Origin of the sequence: Bifidobacterium callitrichidarum (genome assembly GCF_003129905.1) — a bacterium.
In the GTDB taxonomy this organism is placed as follows: Bacteria; Actinomycetota; Actinomycetes; order Actinomycetales; family Bifidobacteriaceae; genus Bifidobacterium; species Bifidobacterium callitrichidarum.
Genome location: NZ_QFFM01000024.1, coordinates 1 through 18349, shown reverse-complemented (window position 1 = coordinate 18349; position 18349 = coordinate 1). Strand labels below are relative to the sequence as shown.

Annotated in this window: 13 protein-coding genes and 1 other RNA gene; 10 read left to right on the top strand and 4 right to left on the bottom strand. The window is 64.8% G+C overall.

What is annotated here, in order from left to right; all coding sequences use genetic code 11:
- Positions 1-3: 3 nt before the first annotated feature.
- The 4 genes from DF196_RS10315 (at position 4) to ssrA (ending at position 4715) form a co-directional block, all read left to right on the top strand.
- Complete coding sequence (locus DF196_RS10315; protein ID WP_109057744.1) at positions 4-1182, top strand: UDP-N-acetylglucosamine--N-acetylmuramyl-(pentapeptide) pyrophosphoryl-undecaprenol N-acetylglucosamine transferase; 1179 nt, start codon at positions 4-6, stop codon at positions 1180-1182.
- 90 nt (positions 1183-1272) lie between these two features.
- Positions 1273-2802, top strand: a complete 1530-nt coding sequence (murC, locus tag DF196_RS10310; RefSeq protein ID WP_193852575.1) for a UDP-N-acetylmuramate--L-alanine ligase — start codon at positions 1273-1275, stop codon at positions 2800-2802.
- A gap of 551 nt (positions 2803-3353) precedes the next feature.
- Positions 3354-4226: a cell division protein FtsQ/DivIB gene (locus DF196_RS10305; protein WP_241519697.1), complete on the top strand. Its 873-nt coding sequence runs from the start codon at positions 3354-3356 to the stop codon at positions 4224-4226.
- Between the two features lie 92 nt (positions 4227-4318).
- Positions 4319-4715, top strand: a transfer-messenger RNA (tmRNA) gene (gene ssrA, locus DF196_RS10300).
- A 314-nt stretch (positions 4716-5029) separates the two neighbouring features.
- Here ssrA and DF196_RS10295 read toward each other — a convergent pair.
- From DF196_RS10295 to DF196_RS10285, 3 genes are all read right to left on the bottom strand, one after another.
- The gene (locus tag DF196_RS10295) at positions 5030-6256 is read right to left on the bottom strand and encodes an MFS transporter (protein ID WP_109057742.1); all 1227 of its coding nucleotides are present in this window, start codon (positions 6254-6256) and stop codon (positions 5030-5032) included.
- A 241-nt stretch (positions 6257-6497) separates the two neighbouring features.
- A complete protein-coding gene (locus tag DF196_RS10290; protein ID WP_109057741.1) occupies positions 6498-7394 on the bottom strand; it encodes a carbohydrate kinase family protein in 897 nt (298 codons plus the stop codon).
- A 68-nt stretch (positions 7395-7462) separates the two neighbouring features.
- A complete protein-coding gene (locus DF196_RS10285; protein WP_109057766.1) occupies positions 7463-8677 on the bottom strand; it encodes an ROK family transcriptional regulator in 1215 nt (404 codons plus the stop codon).
- Positions 8678-9058: 381 nt separating this feature from the next.
- Here DF196_RS10285 and DF196_RS10280 point away from each other — a divergent pair, with 381 nt between their 5' ends.
- From DF196_RS10280 to DF196_RS10260, 5 genes are all read left to right on the top strand, one after another.
- Complete coding sequence (locus tag DF196_RS10280) at positions 9059-10381, top strand: ABC transporter substrate-binding protein (protein ID WP_109057740.1); 1323 nt, start codon at positions 9059-9061, stop codon at positions 10379-10381.
- 179 nt (positions 10382-10560) lie between these two features.
- Positions 10561-11532, top strand: a complete 972-nt coding sequence (locus DF196_RS10275; protein WP_109057739.1) for a carbohydrate ABC transporter permease — start codon at positions 10561-10563, stop codon at positions 11530-11532.
- Positions 11529-12488 carry a carbohydrate ABC transporter permease gene (locus tag DF196_RS10270; protein WP_109057738.1) on the top strand — a complete coding sequence of 320 codons (960 nt, stop codon included), beginning with the start codon at positions 11529-11531 and terminating at the stop codon, positions 12486-12488. Before DF196_RS10275 ends, DF196_RS10270 begins: the two co-directional genes overlap by 4 nt.
- A 221-nt stretch (positions 12489-12709) precedes the next feature.
- Entirely contained in the window at positions 12710-14962 is a 2253-nt protein-coding gene (gnpA, locus tag DF196_RS10265) for a 1,3-beta-galactosyl-N-acetylhexosamine phosphorylase (RefSeq protein WP_109057737.1), read from the top strand.
- A gap of 198 nt (positions 14963-15160) precedes the next feature.
- Positions 15161-16093, top strand: a complete 933-nt coding sequence (locus tag DF196_RS10260; RefSeq protein WP_109057736.1) for an ROK family protein — start codon at positions 15161-15163, stop codon at positions 16091-16093.
- A 150-nt stretch (positions 16094-16243) separates the two neighbouring features.
- Here the strand turns inward: DF196_RS10260 and DF196_RS10255 are convergent, their stop codons facing one another.
- The gene (locus DF196_RS10255; protein ID WP_109057735.1) at positions 16244-17377 is read right to left on the bottom strand and encodes an ROK family transcriptional regulator; all 1134 of its coding nucleotides are present in this window, start codon (positions 17375-17377) and stop codon (positions 16244-16246) included.
- Positions 17378-17828: 451 nt separating this feature from the next.
- On the opposite strand from DF196_RS10255, the gene DF196_RS10250 reads away from it, so the two are divergent.
- The coding region (locus tag DF196_RS10250; protein WP_241519696.1) for an ABC transporter substrate-binding protein at positions 17829-18349 on the top strand (521 nt) is incomplete at its 3' end.

The following is an 18349-nucleotide window of genomic DNA, read 5'->3' as shown; positions in this document are numbered from 1 at the left end:
ACCATGACTCAAGGCACACCCCATATCGTGTTGGCCGGCGGCGGAACCGCCGGTCACGTCAATCCTCTGCTCGCCGTGGCCGGCGCGATCCGTGAGATCGAGCCGGCGGCCCAGGTCACCGTCATCGGCACCGCCGTGGGCCTCGAAAAGGATCTCGTGCCGCAGGCGGGCTACGAACTCGACACCATCGAAAAAGTGCCGTTCCCTCGCCGGCCCAACCTGTACATGCTCAGGTTCCCGGCCAAATGGAAGCGCGAGACCGCCAAGGTCCGCTCCATCCTCGAAAGCCGCGAGGCCGACGTGGTGGCCGGATTCGGCGGATACGCCTCGGCGCCCGTCTACGCCACTGCACACAGGATGGGTATCCCGATCGCCATCCACGAGCAGAACGCCCGTGCCGGCATGGCCAACAAGCTCGGCGCCCGCTGGGCCGATTTCATCGGCACCGTCTACGAGGGCACCGGCCTCAAACCACGCCAGGGAGCGGACATCGAGCGCGTCGGACTGCCGCTGCGCCCCGCCATCGCCCGGCTGGCCAAGCGCATCGGCGAGGACCGCGACGGTCTGCGCCGCGAAGCCGCCGCACAGCTTGGCGTGGATCCCGCCCGTCCGCTGGTGCTGGTCACCGGCGGCTCCCTCGGCGCGCAAAGCCTCAACCGCGCCATCGCATCCTCGGCCCGTGAGCTGCTGGAACACGCCCAGATCATCCATCTGACCGGCCGCGGCAAGATCGACGAGGTCCGCACGCTGGCCACCGAATCCGCGGGAGCGGACGTATTGACCGGACTCGGCCCCGAATCGGCCGGTTCCGGCGACTACCACACGGCCGAATACCTGGAGCGCATCGACCTGGCCTTCGCCTGCGCCGATCTGGTGATCTGCCGCGCGGGCGCCGGATCCGTCTCCGAACTGGCCGCGCTGGGCCTGCCCGCCATCTACGTGCCCCTGCCCATCGGCAACGGTGAGCAGCGCTTCAACGCCGAGCCCGTGGTGAACGCGGGCGGCGGCCTTATGGTGGTGGACAGGGATCTGACCCCCGACTGGGTCAAAGGCCATGTGCCCGCCCTGCTCGCCGACCGGGAACGACTCGCGGGATTCGGCCGCAAGGCCTGGGAATACGGCATCCGTGACGCGGCCGAAGTCATGGCCCGCCATGTGCTCGCCCTCGCCGGTCGCCGCTGATACGCATCCCGCCGGACGGACGGCGAGGGCGACCTAAGATATGTTCCGGAACATCTGTGTAAGGAGCGTCAGAAATTGACTCAACCCATCGTGCTTGACCCCACCCATGCCGCGTTCGACGCATCGGCGAGGCCGGCGGACCTCGGTCCCACCCACTTCATCGGCATCGGCGGCGCCGGCATGAGCGTGCTCGCCGAGATGCTGCACGCCCAAGGGGTCGCCGTGGACGGCTCCGACCGCGAACGCAGCGCCAAGACCGACCGTCTCGCCGCACTCGGCATCACCGTGGAATTCGGCCAGCGCGCCGAGAACGTGGCCGGAGCGTCCACCGTGGTCTATTCCAGCGCCATCAAGCCGGACAACCCCGAAATCGTTGCCGCCGCCGAGGCCGGCGCGCGCATCGTGCACCGCAGCGACATCCTCGCCCTGCTCATGAACGGCAAGCAGGCCGTCACCGTGGCGGGCGCGCACGGCAAGACCACCACCAGTTCCATGCTCGCGCACATCCTCGTGAACACGGGCGAAGACCCGAGCTACGCCATCGGCGGCTCCATCCAGGGGCCGGACGGCACCACGCTGGACGGCGGCCATGCCGGAGCCGGCCGGGTGCTCGTGGCCGAGGCGGACGAATCCGACGGCAGCTTCGCCAAATACCATCCCACCATCGCCGTCATCACCAACACCGAAGCCGACCATCTTGACCATTACGGCGACGAGGCTCACTACCAGGCCGCGTTCGTGAACCATGCCGGCCACGCCGCCGACCATGTGGTGATCTGCGCCGACGACAAGGACAATCTCGGCGTGATCGCCGCCATGCCCGCCGACGTCAAGGCCCGCGTCATCGCCTACGGCACCGCGCCGGCCGGCGAACTGGCCTCCGATCTGGACTTCTCGGCCATCGCCGCCTACGTGCGCATCGTCTCCGAGACCGAGGCCGCCGGCAGCGGCAGCGAACGGTTCACGCTGGAGTTGCCCGCCGCGGTGACCGGGGACCAATCCGTGTCCCAGAACGTGGTGCTCAAGGTGCCCGGCATCCACAACGCGCGCAACGCCGCGGCCGCCATCACCGCCGCCGTGCTGCTCGGCGTGGCCCCCGAGGCCGCCGCACAGGCCATCGCCGGCTTCCTGGGCGCATCCCGCCGGTTCCAGGTGCGCGGCACGGTCAAGCAGGTCACCGTGGTGGACGACTACGCCCACCATCCCACGGAGATCGCCGCGCTGCTCGACGCCGCACGACGCCGTTATCCGGAATCCGTCATCCGCGTGATCTTCCAGCCGCATCTGTTCTCCCGCACGAGGTTCTTCGCCCGCGAATTCGCCGAGGCGCTGGCCAAGGCGGACGACGTGATCGTCACCGGCATTTTCCCTGCCCGTGAAAAGCAGGAGGATTTCCCTGACGTCGGCCCGCAGACCATCGTGGACGCCGCCGCGGGGCTCAAGGACGCCTCCGCCGGCACCTGGATCCAGGCGGTGGGGGACATGTGCCTGGCCGCCAAGATGATGGCCATGCGCGCCCATCACGGCGACGTGGTGTTCACTGTGGGCGCGGGCGACATCACGGATATGGACGAGGTGCTGCTGACCGCGCTCGAGGCGCATCGCGAAAGCTGCGAGTGATGGCGGGACGTACCGTACGCTCCGCCGGCGGCTCCGGTGGCGCCAGACGTCCGCGCACGGTGGCCTCGCATGTGAACGAGAAGCCCCTGAAGGGCGAGGAACAGACGGGGCGCGCAGGCAGGACCGTCCGTCAGACCGGTTCGGTCTCCATGCCGTCCTCGTCGTTCCCCGCACAACCGGCCGCCAGCGCCGTGACCCGGCAGAACGTGCGTGCCGCGGCGCGTGTGGCGGGCAAGTCCGCCACGAAATCGCCGACCAAGTCCGTTGCGCGAGGCGTGACGCGGTCCACCGCCCAGTCCGGCGCGCGGTTCGTCTCGAAGCCTTCGGGACAGGTCGGTGCCGCCGCTTCGGCTTCGTCCGGGACGCACCAGGGCGCCAAGTCACCTTCACGCAATGCGTCCCGCTCGTTCAATCCCTTCGCAAGGACCGTGTCCAAGCCCGCGACGTCCCGTGCCGGCAAGCCACGTGCGGTGGCCTCGCATCATGACGGGGAGTCGGCGAGTGTCCGGGGGCGTGGCGCTGCCCCGGTCGAGCGCCCCTCATCCACCGACGTGACGGTGGCCAAGGGACAGGCCGGCGCATTCGTGGATGCCCGCCGCCTGCGCAGCGAGGACTACGTGACCGAGACCCTGCACCAGACCACCGGCATGCTCGGCATCGCATCGCGTCCGAAGGTGGTGGACTTCACCGAGCGTGCCAAGGAACGCAAGCGCGCCAGCGCCCGTGTGATCGCCGTCCGTGTGCTCGCGGCCCTTGCCGGCATCGCGGTGCTGGCCGGGCTGACCTGGTTGCTGTTCTTCTCCACCGTGTTCCGCCTGGAAACCGGGGCGATCAGCGTGACCGGCGCCAACGAATGGGTGAGCGCCCAGACCATCCACGCCATCGCGGACAAGCAGGCCGGCAAGTCGCTGTTCCTGGTCTCCACGAACGACGTGGCGAACCAGCTCAAGGACATTCCCGGAGTGTCCGAAGCCAAGGTCTCACGGCGATTCCCGAAGGCCATGAGCGTCGAGATCACCGCGCAGAAACCCGCCGCCATGCTCAAAAGCGGCGATACGCTGACCGCGGTGGATGCCGAGGCCCGCGTGCTCAATTCGGTCTCGTCCAAGGACGTGGACGGCATTCCGGTCATCGAGGTCAAGGACGTGGAGACGAGCCTGAAGAACCGCTCGGTCAAGGAGGCGCTGACCATCCTCGGGGCCCTGCCCGAATCGATGCGCCAGCAGATCACCAAGGTGACCGCCGAGACGCAGGACTCCGTGACCACCACGCTGGACGGCGGCGAACGGGTGATCGTCTGGGGAGACTCCTCCCAGCTCAAGCTCAAGATGGCTGTGGTGGACAAGATCATCAACGATCCGAACGTGATAGGGGAGCGGCATCAGGTGGATGTCTCCGCGCCGCTCAAACCGATCATCAAATGATTTCGTCCAGCGCGTACGGCTTGCGCGGCCGGACGAACGGGTGTATCTTGAAAAGTCCGGCCGAAAAGTCGGATGCTTGATAATTCAAGATTGGGGTCGATCGGTTTCGACGGTGACCTGTTCGCTGCAGGGAAGCGTGCCGAGAACGCCGGGTCCGCTCGTGGATGACCCCGGCAAAAGAATAAGTGCTAAATCTAACCGCACTGAGTTCGCTCTCGCTGCCTGAGCTTCGCGCCAGGATTAACCAGTGAGCAGCCGCTCCGTTCACTCTCTCTCGTCTTTGGGGGGATGCTGAGCGTCGTTAAGAAGACTTGCTGATGTAGCTGAGCCTCAGGGCTGCATCGGGACTTGTACTGCGGATATGCTCGCCATCGGTTGTCTGCGACACAGATGGGGGCAGAAAAACCGCCGCACGGCCAGCAGACTACGCACGTAGAAGACTGCGGGCTCGGTCATCGGACCGGGGTTCAATTCCCCGCGACTCCACCATGAAAGGCGTCGTTCCCCGAAAGGGGAGCGGCGCCTTTTCGTATTGAAACATTGTCCCGACCGGGCCCGATCTTGGCGGCACGGTCGGGACATACGTTAAAGGCTCTGTTAAGACAAGATTGACATGGCCCTCATTTTGGCTCCCCTTGTCAGGGGAGCTGTCGGTGAAGCCGACTGAGGGGTAGCCAGACATGGGTTCATGTCAATCTTGGTCTAACAGAACCTACGAAAAAACCGCCGTCCCGATGGGGAGCGGCGGTTTTTCAAAGTCCGAGGTCAGTCAGCGCGGACCGACCGGGAACCGGTGAAGGCGATCAGGCCTTCTTGCCTTCGAGGATCTTGTAGCCGAAGCCCATGACCAGCACGTAGAGGCAGCCGACGGCCATCACGAGGATGCCACCGAACTGGCCGGCCGCGTCGGCGGCCACACCCATGATCGGCGGGAAGATGGCGCCACCGATCAGACCCATGAGCATGAGGCCGGAGATCTCGTTCTGACGATCCGGACGGTACATCAGGGCGTGGGACAGGAACAGGGAGAACACGTTGGAGTTACCGAAGCCGACCAGGGCCACGGCGACCCAGAACAGCCAGACCGGCGGGTTGTCCTGCACGAGGGCGAAGATCGCGAAGCAGACGGCGGACAGGGTCATGATGACGCCGCAGATACGCAGGCCGACCTTGTTGGAGATCTTCTGGAGCACGATGCCGCCGGTGAAGCAGCCGATCATACGGGCGATGAAGTAGACCATGGTGGCGGTGGCGGCGATCTCGGTGAACTGGTCGCCGGTGTGCTCGGTCAGGATACGCGGGGCCTGGGCGTTGATGCCGACGTCCACACCCACGTGGGCGACGATGCCGAGGAAGCACAGGAACACGATGGCGTCGGAGAACAGGAGCTTGAAGCAGCGGCCGATGGTGGTGGTGCCGGCGTCCGGAGCGGGCTCCTCGATCTTGTCGAAGGCCAGCAGGATGTAGCCGATGATGCCGATGACGAAGTAGATCACGAACAGGATCCACCACATGCCGAGCTTGGTGGCGCCCCAGATGGCGATGTACGGGGCGAACAGGGAGGCGAAGGCCTTGACGAACTGGCCGGTGGTCAGCGTGGAGGCGAGCTTGTCACCCTTGACGAACACGGTCAGCAGCGGGTTCAGGGACACCTGCATAAGGGTGTTGCCGATGCCGAGGAAGGCGAAGGAGATGACGATCAGGACGAGGCGGGCGGTGCCGGAGAGCGCCACGTAGGCGATGATCGGCAGGGCCATGGCCACGAGGGTCACGAGGATGGACCACAGCACGGTCTTGCGGCGGCCGATCTTGTTCATCAGCATGCCGGTGGGCACGGAGAAGATGAGGAACCAGAAGAACACCATCGTGGTGAACAGGTTCGCGGTGCCGTCGGCCAGTGCGAACTCGCCCTTGACGTAGTTCGTCGCGGTGCCGACCAGGTCGACGAAGCCCATGACGAAGAAGGCGAACATCACCGGCAGGATCTTGGCGAATCCGGCGTTGCCGGTCTTGGTGGTTTCGTTGCTCATTATGAATCCCTTTTTCTTAACTGCAATGAGGCAATGAATCTGTTTCGATATTCAGTTATGATCCGGCCTGCGTCGGCCGGGTTTTCCGCGTCAATCGGGTATGGCTCACGCTGGGGAAGCGTGTTTTGGTTGTGCATCCGAAGCGGCGTTGCCTCGGCGTGAGCCATACCCGAAAGCGGGGAGGAAAGGAGGTTATCGGGCGGGTGCTAACGACCCGCGGGATGGGATGGAAGGGGTCGACTCACTTGCCGGCTTCGGCGAGGTAGTCGGGCATCTGCTCCGGGTAGTCCGGCCAGGCGCCGGCCTGGGTGCACACGAAGGCGGCAGTGTTGACGGCCTTGCGGTGAGCCTCGGAGAGGGAGTCGCCCAGCAGGGTGCGGGCGGTGAAGGTGCCGGAGAAGGAGTCGCCAGCGCCGACGGTGTCCACGACCTCGACGTGCGGGGTGTCCACGGTGGAGGACTCGCCCTTGCGGGAGATGATGGTGGAGTAGGCGGAACCGGCGGTCAGGATCACGTAGTCCAGGTTGAACTCGTCCAGGAACCAACGGCAGGCGTCCTCACCGGAGGTGCCGCGGATGTCGAACATGTCGCGCAGGAGCAGCAGCTCCTCGTCGTTGATCTTGAAGACGGTGGAGTAGCCCAGCAGCTCCTCGATGAGCTCCTTGGAGTAGTGGTCGCCGCGCAGGTTGATGTCGAAGAACTTCATCGCGCCCGGCTTGGTCTGCTTGAGCAGCTCGGTGATGGTGGCGTGGGACTCGGGGGAGCGCAGGGCCAGGGTGCCGAAGCAGACGGCGTCCGCCTTGGAGACCACGTCGATGAGCTGGCGGGTGTAGGCGATGTGATCCCAGGCCACGCCCTTGACGATGGTGTACTCCGGGATGCCGTTCTTCAGGGCCACCTCGACGGTGGAGGTCGGCCAGGCGTTGCGCTGGATGATGGTGTTGATGCCGGCTTCCTCGGCCTTGGCCACCAGTTCGTCGCCGAGCTCATCCTCGCCGACCGCGCTGACGGACCAGCCCTCGGCACCGTTCTTCATCGCGTGGTAGGCGAAGTTCACCGGAGCGCCGCCGGCGCGCTTGCCGCCCGGCAGCATATCCCACAGCAGCTCACCCAGGCTCAGAACGATCGGGTTAGACATGGTTGTTTCCTTTCCTTTGTTTGGTTTCTTCCGTAGGAAAATCTTTGTTTTATCCGCGTCCCGCGTCGTCACGAGACGTCGAAGAACATCGAGGGATGTTCCAGGAATTGTGTGACCGCCACGGCCGCGGCGCCGGAGACGGCCGCGTCCGCCGACAGTGTGGACAGGGTGATGGAAGTCGTTTCGTTGAGTTCGGGGATGGACCGTTCGTCCACCGTGCGGCGCACCTCGTCGAGCAGCAGCGGGCCCGCTTCGGCCACGATGTCGCCGATGATGATGTGCCGGGGATTGAAGCCGTTGAAGATGGTCACGCAACCGTAGCCGACGTAGCGTCCGATCTCGCGGATCATCTCGCGGGCGCGTTCGTCGCCCTCGCGGGCCTTGGCGAACAGCGCGCGCACCGCATCGGTGTGGGTCATGGCCGCGGCTCCCGGCACCACCTCGCCGTCCTCGATGAGCATGTCATGGATGGCGGGGGTGGAGCAGTAGCGCTCGAGGCAGCCGACGTTGCCGCAGTCGCACGAGCGGCCGTTGACGTCGATGGAGATGTGGCCGATTTCGGTGGCGGCGCCGAGGTAGCCGTTGATGAGACGGCCGTTGTCGATGACGCCGAGGCCGACGCCCTCGCCGAGCAGATAGTAGGAGAGGTTGGCCTCCGTGTGGACGGCCGGGTCGAACAGGTAGTGGGCCAGGGCACCGGCGCGGGCGTCCTGTTCGGTGAACACCGGCACGCGGAAGGCGGTGGAGAATTCCTTGATGAAGTTGATCCTGCGCCAGCCCTGCATGCTGGAGACCACGGCGGTGCGGCCTTCGTTGCGCAGGTAGGGGCCCGGCACGGCCATGCCGACGGCGACGATGGACGGGTCATCCGCCAGCAGCTGCGTGATGCGCTCGTGGATGATGGCGATGGTGTCGTCGATGGTGTCGTCGTAGACGGTGGGCAGGTTCTCAAGGCTCAGGGCGTTGCCGCACAGGTCGAACACGCCGATCTGGACGAGCGAGCGCGCGAACTTGATGCCGATGATGCGGAATCGGGCGGTGTCGAGCTCCAGCCCGATGGAACGGCGGTTCTTGGAGCCTTCGATGTCGCCGGTCTCCTCGATGACGCCGGCCTCGATGAGGCGGGCGGTGATCTTGGTGATGGCGGCGGGGGTCAGGTCCAGGGCCTTGGCGATCTGGGCGCGGGAGCTGATGCCGTTGTGGTACAGGTGCTTGAGGATGCGGGAACGGTTCGATTCGGAGACGGTGGCACGGGACTTGGCCGGGTTGGCTTCGATCGCCATGATGGTCATGTGTCCTCCTTGCCGTGCGTCGTCGCGAGTGGTTCACACTCAGCATTGAATCTAAACTTGGTTAAGATGTTAACGCGGTTAATGTATTAACGCAACGAAGCGATGTGGCGGCGTGTCGCGTGTGCGCCCGCGGGGACTGGGGTCCAGCGGTGTATCACATGTTTTACGAGTGTTTCCGTTTGATGTAAAGAATGTTGACAAATAGGCCGATTTCGCGGAGTATCGCGAAATGTCACCGTTTACACGGCAAGGCCGGGGAAGTGGACACGCGGTTAATGTAAAGGTAGTTGACATTGACGCTTTCGCGCCGTACCCTGAACGTAGTTGCCAAGGAAGAACGGCAACGAACCAAGCTCGAAGAGGAGTAGGAACATGGTTTCATTCAACAAGCGACTTATGGCCGGTCTGGCCGCGGTGGCCGCTCTGTCCATGGGACTGGCCGGATGCGGTTCCCAGTCGAACACCGGAACCAGCGAGGGTGATTCGTCCGACGGCGGCGTCGTGAACATCACCTACATGCATCGTCTGCCCGATAACGACGGCATGGTGCTGGTCAACGACATCGTGGCCAAGTGGAACAAGGAGCACCCGGACATCCAGGTCAAGGCCACCAAGTTCGACGGCAAGGCCTCCGAGATGATCAAGAAGCTCGAGACCGACGTCAAGTCCGGCGAGGCCCCCGATCTGGCCCAGGTCGGCTACGCCGAGCTGCCCGAGGTCTTCACCAAGGGCATGCTGCAGGACGTGACCCAGTACGCCGAGCAGTACAAGAACGACTTCGCCTCCGGCCCGTACTCCCTGGTGCAGGTGGATGGCAAGGCCTACGGCCTGCCGCAGGACACCGGCCCGCTGGTCTACTTCTACAACAAGGCCGAGTTCGAGAAGCTCGGCATCACCGAGGTCCCGCAGAGCGCCAGCGACTTCATCGCCGCGGCCAAGAAGGCCGCCGCCGCCGGCAAGTACATCATGTCCTACCAGCCCGATGAGGCCGGCAACATGATCTCCGGCCTGGCCGGCGCCTCCGGCGGCTGGTACAAGGTCAAGGACAACGCCTGGGTGGTCAACACCGAGACGGACGGCTCCAAGGCCGTGGCCGACTTCTACCAGCAGCTGCTCGACGCCAAGGCCGTGACCACCAACCCGCGTTGGGATCCGACCTTCGACGCCTCCATCAAGAACGGCGAGCTGATCGGCACCGTGGCCGCCGCCTGGGAGGCCCCGCTGTTCATGACCTCCTCCGGCGGCACCGGCTCCGGCGAATGGCAGGTCGCACAGCTCGGCGACTGGTTCGGCAACGCCGGCAAGACCGGCCCCGACGGTGGCTCCGCCGTGGCCGTGCTGAAGAACTCGAAGCACCCGAAGGAAGCCATGGAGTTCCTGGATTGGTTCAACACCCAGATCTCCGACCTGGTTTCCCAGGGCCTGGTCCCGGCCGCCACCACCGAGGACGCCAAGACCCCGGATGACTGGTCGACCTTCTTCGGCGGCCAGGACATCATGTCCGAGTTCAAGACCGCGAACAACAACATGGGCGACTTCACCTACATGCCCGGCTTCTCCGCCGTCGCCGCGAAGATGAACGAGACCGCCGCCAAGGCCTCCGACGGCTCCGGCAAGGTCGCGGACATCTTCTCCGAGGCACAGACCACGTCCGTCGACACGCTGAAGAACCTGGGCCTGTCCGTAGCCGAGTAACGGTCGGTCCGCCGGGGCCTTTACCGGAAAGAGACTGACTGTTCCACACACCGAAAGGCCGGAGTTCATCGCTCCGGCCTTTCTTTATGAAGGGCGGCCCGGCGGCCGTTCGAGGCGTCGCCGCCGCCCGCAACGAATCTTTTTGTATCCCGCACTGTTCTTTGAAAGACAGGTTTCCTATGACTGCAACAACGCAACCGGCGAAGACGGGGGTCGCCAAGCGTGCCGCCAAGCCGAAGCGGTCGGATGCCGCACGGCGTGAGAACCGCACCGGCTGGGCCTTCATGGCGCCCTTCGCCATCCTGTTCGCCCTGGTGTTCATCCTGCCCATCGTCTGGGCCATCTATTCCAGCTTCTTCCGCCAGGTCACCGTGGGCGGTGGCGCTTACGGCGGCGGCGAACTGGTCAACAAGTTCGTCGGACTGCAGAACTTCCAGTACGTGATCACGTCCGGCGCGTTCTGGGCCGGCGTGGGCAGGGTGGTCATCTACACCCTGATCCAGGTGCCGATCATGATCATCGCCGCGCTGGCGCTGGCCATGCTCGTCGACTCGTACATCGTCAAGCACATCACCGCCTTCCGTCTCGGCTACTTCCTGCCGTACGCCATCCCCGGCGTGGTGGCCTCCATCATCTGGGTCTACCTGTACAACGGCCAGATCTCGCCGATCGTCAAGGGCCTTGCCGCCCTGGGCATCAAGGTGAACTTCTTCGCCGACAACGTGGTCCTCGGCTCGATGGCCAACATCACCACCTGGACCTTCACCGGCTACAACATGCTGATCTTCCTCGCGGCCCTCCAGGCCATCCCGCACGACCTGTACGAGGCGGCCCGCATCGACGGCGCCAACGGTTTCCAGATCGCCATGAAGATCAAGCTGCCGAATGTGCGTGCCGCGGCCCTGCTCGCCATGCTGCTGTCCATCGTGGGCACCATCCAGCTGTTCAACGAGCCGCAGGTCATGACCATCTCCGACCCGAGCATCTCCAAGTCGTACACCCCGATGATGATGGCCCTCAACACCTCGCAGGGCACCCTGACGCCGGGCGGCGACGGACCCGCATCCGCCGTGGCCATCGTCATGGCATTGATCGCAGGCGTGCTCGCCGTGGCGTACACGCTGGTTGAAAGGAAGGTGAACGCGGAATGAGCACCGTGAACGTCGATAGCAAGGAGGCCCGCGCCGCCGCGCGTGCCCGCAAGAAGGCCGACAAGATCCGTGACCAGCATGCCAACGACCTGCCCCGTTCCATGCAGCCCTCCGCGCTGGTCAAGACCGTCACCGTCGTGGTGCTGGTCGCCGCGCTGATCTACTTCCTGTTCCCGATCTACTGGGCCATCATCGCCTCCACGAAGACCCCGAGCGAGATGACCGGCAGCAACGGCCTGTGGTTCGCGGTCGGCATCACCGACCTGCCGGGCGCCATCGCCAAGAACTACTCCACGCTGCTGGGCTGGACCCGAGGCCAGTTCTGGCGCTGGGTGCTCAACTCGCTGATCTACTCCGGTGTCTCCGCCCTGATCGGCACGCTCGTGGCCGTCATGGCCGGCTACGCCACCGCCAAGTTCAACTTCCGCGGCAAGAACATCGCCATCGGCGTGATCATGGGCTGCATGCTCATGCCCGCCGCGCTGCTGACCATCCCGCAGTACTCGATCTTCCACGCCGTGCACCTGACCAACACCATGCTCTCGATCATCATCCCGTGCTGCGTCTCCCCGTTCGGCTTCTTCCTGGGCCGCGTGTACGCGCAGACCTCGGTGCCGAACGAACTGCTGGAGGCGGCCCGCATCGACGGCGCCAGCGAGGCGCGCATCTTCTTCACCATCGTGCTGAGGATCCTCGCCCCGGCCATGGTCACGATCTTCCTGTTCCTGTTCGTGGCCACCTGGAACAACTTCCTGCTGCCGTTGATGATGGTCTCGTCCGACACCCTGAAGCCCGTGACCCTCGGCCTGTACGGCATGGTCTCGCTGGCCACGTTCACCGATCGTGGTGCCCTGATGATGGGTGCCCTGCTCGGCGTCCTGCCCGTGATCGTCCTGTTCCTCGGCCTCCAGCGCTACTGGCAGGCCGGTCTGGCGGCCGGTGCGGTCAAGGGCTGAGCCGTTAAGCGGACAGTCCAGTGGACTGTCCGTAGGCTCAGCCTGAGCGAGGCGACAGCCGAGCGAAGGTCGGATTGAGCCTCGCCGAAGGCGAGTCCGTTCTTGCGGGGGCCGGAGGCGATGCCGTGAAGCGGACAGCCCGGTGCCGAACCGATTGTCTCGGTGGCTCCCCTCAATCAGGGGAGCCACCTCTTACCGAAATTACAAGGAGTAACACTTTCATGACCACCACTGGACGTTTCACGCTTCCCAGCGAGGAGAACTTCGCCGAGAAGACCAAGGAACTGGCCGAACTGTGGGGCGCCGACGCCATCCGCAACTCGGACGGCACCCATCTGGACGACGCCGTCCTGGCGCTGGGCAAGAAGATCTACAGCGCCTACTTCCCGACCCGCGCGCACAACGAGTGGATCACCCTCCACATGGACGAGACGCCGCAGGTCTACCTGCTGACCCAGCGCGTGCTCGCCGAGACGGACACCGTCTCCATCGACCTCATGGCCACGTTCTACGAGGAGCAGCTGACCCCGAACTATGACGCCGACCCGGCCAAGTACTGGGAGGTCATCGACCGCACCACCGGCGAGGTCGTGGACCCGGCGAACTGGTCCGTGGACAAGGACTCCCACAGCGTGACCGTGACCGGCGCGACCCCGATGCACGAGTACACGGCCTCGTTCCTCGCCTACATCATCTGGGACCCGGTCGAGATGTACAACCATCTCACCAACGACTGGGGCGACAAGGAACACGAGATCCCGTTCGACATCTACCATCCCGCCACCCGCAAGTTCGTGTTCGACACGTTCGAGAAATGGCTTGCGGAGAACCCCACCACCGACGTGGTGCGCTTCACCACCTTCTTCTACCAGTTCACGCTCCTGTTCGACCAGAAGCACCGTGAGAAGATCGTCGACTGGTTCGGCTGCTCCTGCACCGTCAGCCCGCAGGCCCTGGACGACTTCGAGAAGCAGTACGGCTACCGTCTGCGTCCGGAGGACTTCGTGGACGGCGGCTGCTACAACTCCGCATGGCGCGTGCCGCGCAAGGCCCAGCGCGACTGGATCGACTTCCTCTCCGGCTTCGTGCGTGAGAACGTCAAGAAGCTCGCGGACATGTCCCACGCCGCCGGCAAGGAAGCCATGATGTTCCTCGGCGACCAGTGGATCGGCACCGAACCCTACAAGGACGGCTTCGGCGACCTCGGCCTGGACGCCGTGGTCGGCTCCATCGGCGACGGCACCACCACCCGCATGATCGCGGACATCAAGGGCGTCAAGTACACCGAAGGCCGCTTCCTGCCGTACTTCTTCCCGGACACCTTCTACGAGGGCAACGACCCGAGCATCGAGGCATGGGACAACTGGCGCAAGGCCCGCCGTGCCATCCTGCGTTCGCCGATCGCCCGCATGGGCTACGGCGGCTACCTCTCGCTCGCGGCCAAGTTCCCCAAGTTCGTGGACGCGGTGACGCACATCGCCGACGAATTCCGCGACATCCACGAGCGCACCGGGGGAGCGGCGGCCGAAGGCGAGCTCAACGTGGCCATCCTGAACTCCTGGGGCAAGATGCGCTCCTGGATGGCATACACGGTGGCCCACGCCCTGCCCAACAAGCAGACCTACTCGTACTACGGCATCCTCGAAGCCCTCTCCGGCATGCGCGTCAACGTGCGGTTCATCAGCTTCGACGACGTGCTGGACCACGGCGTGGATCCGGACATCGACGTGGTGATCACCGGAGGCCCGGTGGACACCGCCTACTCCGGCGGCGACGTGTGGACCAGGGAGCCCAAGCTGGCCGAGACGTTGCGCGCCTGGGTGCGCGGCGGCGGCGCCCTCGTGGGCGTGGGTGAGCCGAGCTCCCAGTGGTTCCAGGGCCGCTTCTTCCAGCTGGCCGACGTGCTCGGCGTGGACGAGGAGCGCTTCCAGACCCTGTCGGTGGACAAGTACTTCCCGCCGGTCACCCCGGACCACTTCATCACCGAGGACGTGCACGTCGATCCGGCGGCGCGCGAGGCCTGGAGCGAGGCCGGCTACCGCATCCCGCTGTCCGGCTGCGGCGGCGGCCAGGGCAAGGCTCCGCTCAGCGGCATCGACTTCGGCGAGGCGATCGCCAACACGTTCCCGATCAACGAGAACGTGACCCTGCTGAGGGCCGACGGCGGCGAGGTGCAGCTCGCGGTCAACGAATACGGCAAGGGACGTGGCGTGTACGTCTCCGGCCTGCCGTACTCCGCGGCCAACGCCCGCCTGCTCGAACGCATCCTGTTCTACGCCTCCCACAACGAAGGCAAGTACGCGGCGTTCAGCTCCACCAACCCCGAGTGCGAGGTGGCGCGATTCCCCGAACAGCACTGGTACTGCGTGATCAACAACACCGATCGTGCGCAGTCCACCGATGTGGCGCTGCCCTCCGGCGAGATCGAGCACTTCGATCTCGGCCCCAGCGGCATCGCCTGGCGCGAACTGTAAATCGACGACAGATTGCGGATCACGCCATGAACGTCCGGCCTGCGGTACCTACTCCTCCCGCAGGCCGGCTTTGTATGTGTGCCGGTTCGTCGCCCGTCGGAGCATGTCGGGCGCGGGCCGGACTGAGCGGGAGTGCATGCGTATCCGGCCAACGACGGCCGGGGAACACGGTTGGGAACTTCGGAAAGGCAAGGAAGCATGGGTGAACCAACGCGGAACAACGTACATGAGGGAACATATCGGGTCGGCGTGGATATCGGCGGCACCAAAATCGAGGCCGTGCTGGTGGACGCCGCCGGCAGCGTCGCGGCAAGCCATCGTGTGCCGGCCCGCCGCGGCGCCGGCAACGTGGTCGAGGATGTGACGGCACTGGTACGCACGGTGGCCGGCGAGCATCTCGGCGAACTCGCCGGCGTGGGCATCGGCACGCCCGGTCAGGTCGATTCCGAGGCCGGCACCGTGTCCCATGTGGTCAATCTCGACATCGACACGCTCGCCCTTGGTCCTGAAGTGGGGGAGCGGCTGGGCGGGATTCCCGTCCGCGTGGAGAACGACGTCAACGCCGCCGCGCTCGGTGCGGCGCAGTTGGTGCCGGGTGCCAGGGGCGAGGGAACCGTGGTGTTCCTGAACTTCGGCACCGGTCTGGCCGCCGGGGTCATCGTGGACGGCGTGCTGCAGCATGGCTTCAGCGGAGCGGCGGGGGAGGTCGGCCACATCCCGATCGATCCGAACCGGTTCGCATGCCCGTGCGGTCAGCGAGGCTGCCTGGAGACCGTGTGCTCCGGGGCTTCGGTGCAACGGCTGTGGCCCGCGGACGGCAGGCCCGCCATGCCGGACCTCATCGAACGCGCGCACTGCGAACAGGCCGACGCCGTGCGGGTGCTCGGCATCGTCTCGCACGCGATGGGCGATGCGCTGCAGATCGTGGGCCAGGCGTTCGACCCGCGCGTGATTATCGTGGGCGGAGGCATGGCCAAGACCGGCGAGCCGCTATTGGATGTGATGAGCGACGAGCTGTTCCGCCGCGAGGCCGACTGCCCGTTCCTCAAGGGCCTGCATCTGGCCGACCGCCTGAGGCTCGCCCCCGTGGACCAGCCCATCGGCGCGCTCGGCGCCGCACTGGCGGTGTGAAGACGCTTTTTACCTGGCTCCCCTCTCTGAGGGGAGCTGTCGTCGGAGACGACTGAGGGGAGCATCCTTTTGTGTGGATTGCTCCCCTCAGTCGTCTTCGCTGTCAATTCCCTTCGGACAGGGGAGCCGGAAATTCACTACTTGATATAACTACCCGTTGATATAGCGGCGGATCACGGCGATGGCGCCGCCGCGCAGGGTGAGGTCGCCGCCGACCTGGCAGCGGCGGATGATGGTGCGCACATGGAACGAGGAGCCGGTGGCGGCGTCGAACCGCTGCTGGGCCGCCTCCAGGAACGTGTTGTTGATGATGTCCGCGGGGCCGGCCACGCACACGTCCGCGATGTCCAGCAATCCCACGGGCATGGCCAGCGCCGATGCGAACAAATCGCCGGCCTGGCGGATCACGTCCGCGCGGCCCCGCGCGTCATGGTGGCGCATCCGTTCGCGCAACGCATGGGCGGAGATCAGCATCTCCAGGCATCCGCGCTTGCCGCACGGGCATTCGGGGCCGTTCGGATCGATGGCGATGTGGCCGATCTCGCCTGCGGCGTGATGGTCGCCGATGACCGGCATGTCATGGATTAGCGTGGCCGTGCCCACGCCCTGGCCGAACGTGGTGAAGATCAGATCGGGGCCGGCCTGGCCGAAGAACCGTTCGGTGAGCATCGCCGCGATGGCGTCGTTGACGATGACCACCGGAAGGTCGAACTGGCGTTCGAGCAGCGGACCCAATTCCACGTTATGCCAGCCGAGCATCGTGGAATCGCGCACGGTACCCTCCTGCACCACGCCGGAGACCACGATGCCGATGCCCAGCACGTCGCCGAAATCCAGATCGGAGCGCAGCTGGTCGATCAGCTGCACGATGGCGTCGGTCTCGACGTGATTGTCCGGGCCCAGCGCGACCTCCATGCAGTCCTGGGGAATGCCGAGCAGATCGGTCACGGCGCCTTGGATGAGCTGGGGATGCGACAGGTCGATGCTGATGATCTTGAGACGCGAGGTGTCGATGCCGAGCAGCGCGCCGCGCTTGCCCTTGCCGGTGGGATTGGCCGCGTATCCGGTCTCGCACAGCAGACCCTCGTCCAGCATGTCGGAAATCACGTCGGAGATGGCCACGCGGCTCAGCCCGGTCAGTCGGCCCAGATCGGCGCGGGAACGGCGCTGCGCGGGGAACAGCAGATTGAAGATCAGCGCCCGGTTGGTGCGCCGGATGTCCGCCGGACTGGCCTTGCCCTGCCGGCCGGTGGCGGTGCCCCCGTGTTCGAAACCTGATGACATAATGCCTTCCCTGTACGCCTTCGCTGGCGACGAATCCTTCGCTCAACCGTCGTCGTTGACGTCCTATTTATCAATACTGTTTTCAGTATAGATGAAAACGGTCACAATAGAAACCTCAGAGCGTTGCAAAATAGCCATTTTGATTTATGTAACCAACATTAACAATCATTGTTGGGCGGGTATGCGTGAATATCGAACAGCTCGGTAGAGTGACATCGCACCAATGTCCGCATAGTGAAACACAGACCCGTTTATCTCACCATTCGGTCATATGAGTCAAAGCCGTTCACGTATCCGCGATACTGCTCAACACCGCATAAACACAGGCCTTCCCCGCCACAAGCATCATCCGGCCGGTGCATATGGAAACGCATGGGTAACAAACCGGCACCATAGTCAGCGGTAATCCATACCACGCAATGGCATGGAACAGCATAGAGAGAGGATTCTCGTGAATTCCAAGAAGATTCTGGCCGTGGTCGCTTCCGCGGCGGCCGTCGTCTCGCTGACCGCCTGCGGCGGCGTGAAGGACGATGGCGGCACCACCGCTTCCGGCTCCAACGCCATCACCGTCGGCACCACCGACAAGATCACCAGCGTCGACCCCGCCGGCTCCTACGACAACGGCTCCTACGCCGTGCAGATCAACATCTTCCCGTTCCTGTACGCCCAGGACTACAACACCTCCGAGCTGAGCCCGGACATCGCCGCCGATGACGGCACCTGGAACGACGACGGCAGCGAGTTCACCGTCAAGCTCAAGGACGGCCTGAAGTTCGCCAACGGCAATGACCTGACCGCATCCGACGTCAAGTTCTCCTTCGACCGCATCAAGAAGATCAACGACCCGAACGGCCCGAGCTCGCTGCTGGCCAACATCGAGTCCGTGACCGCCAAGGACGACACCACCGTGGGCTTCAAGGACTCCGTGCCCTTCGACGTGACCCTGAAGCAGGTGCTCTCCAGCCCGGC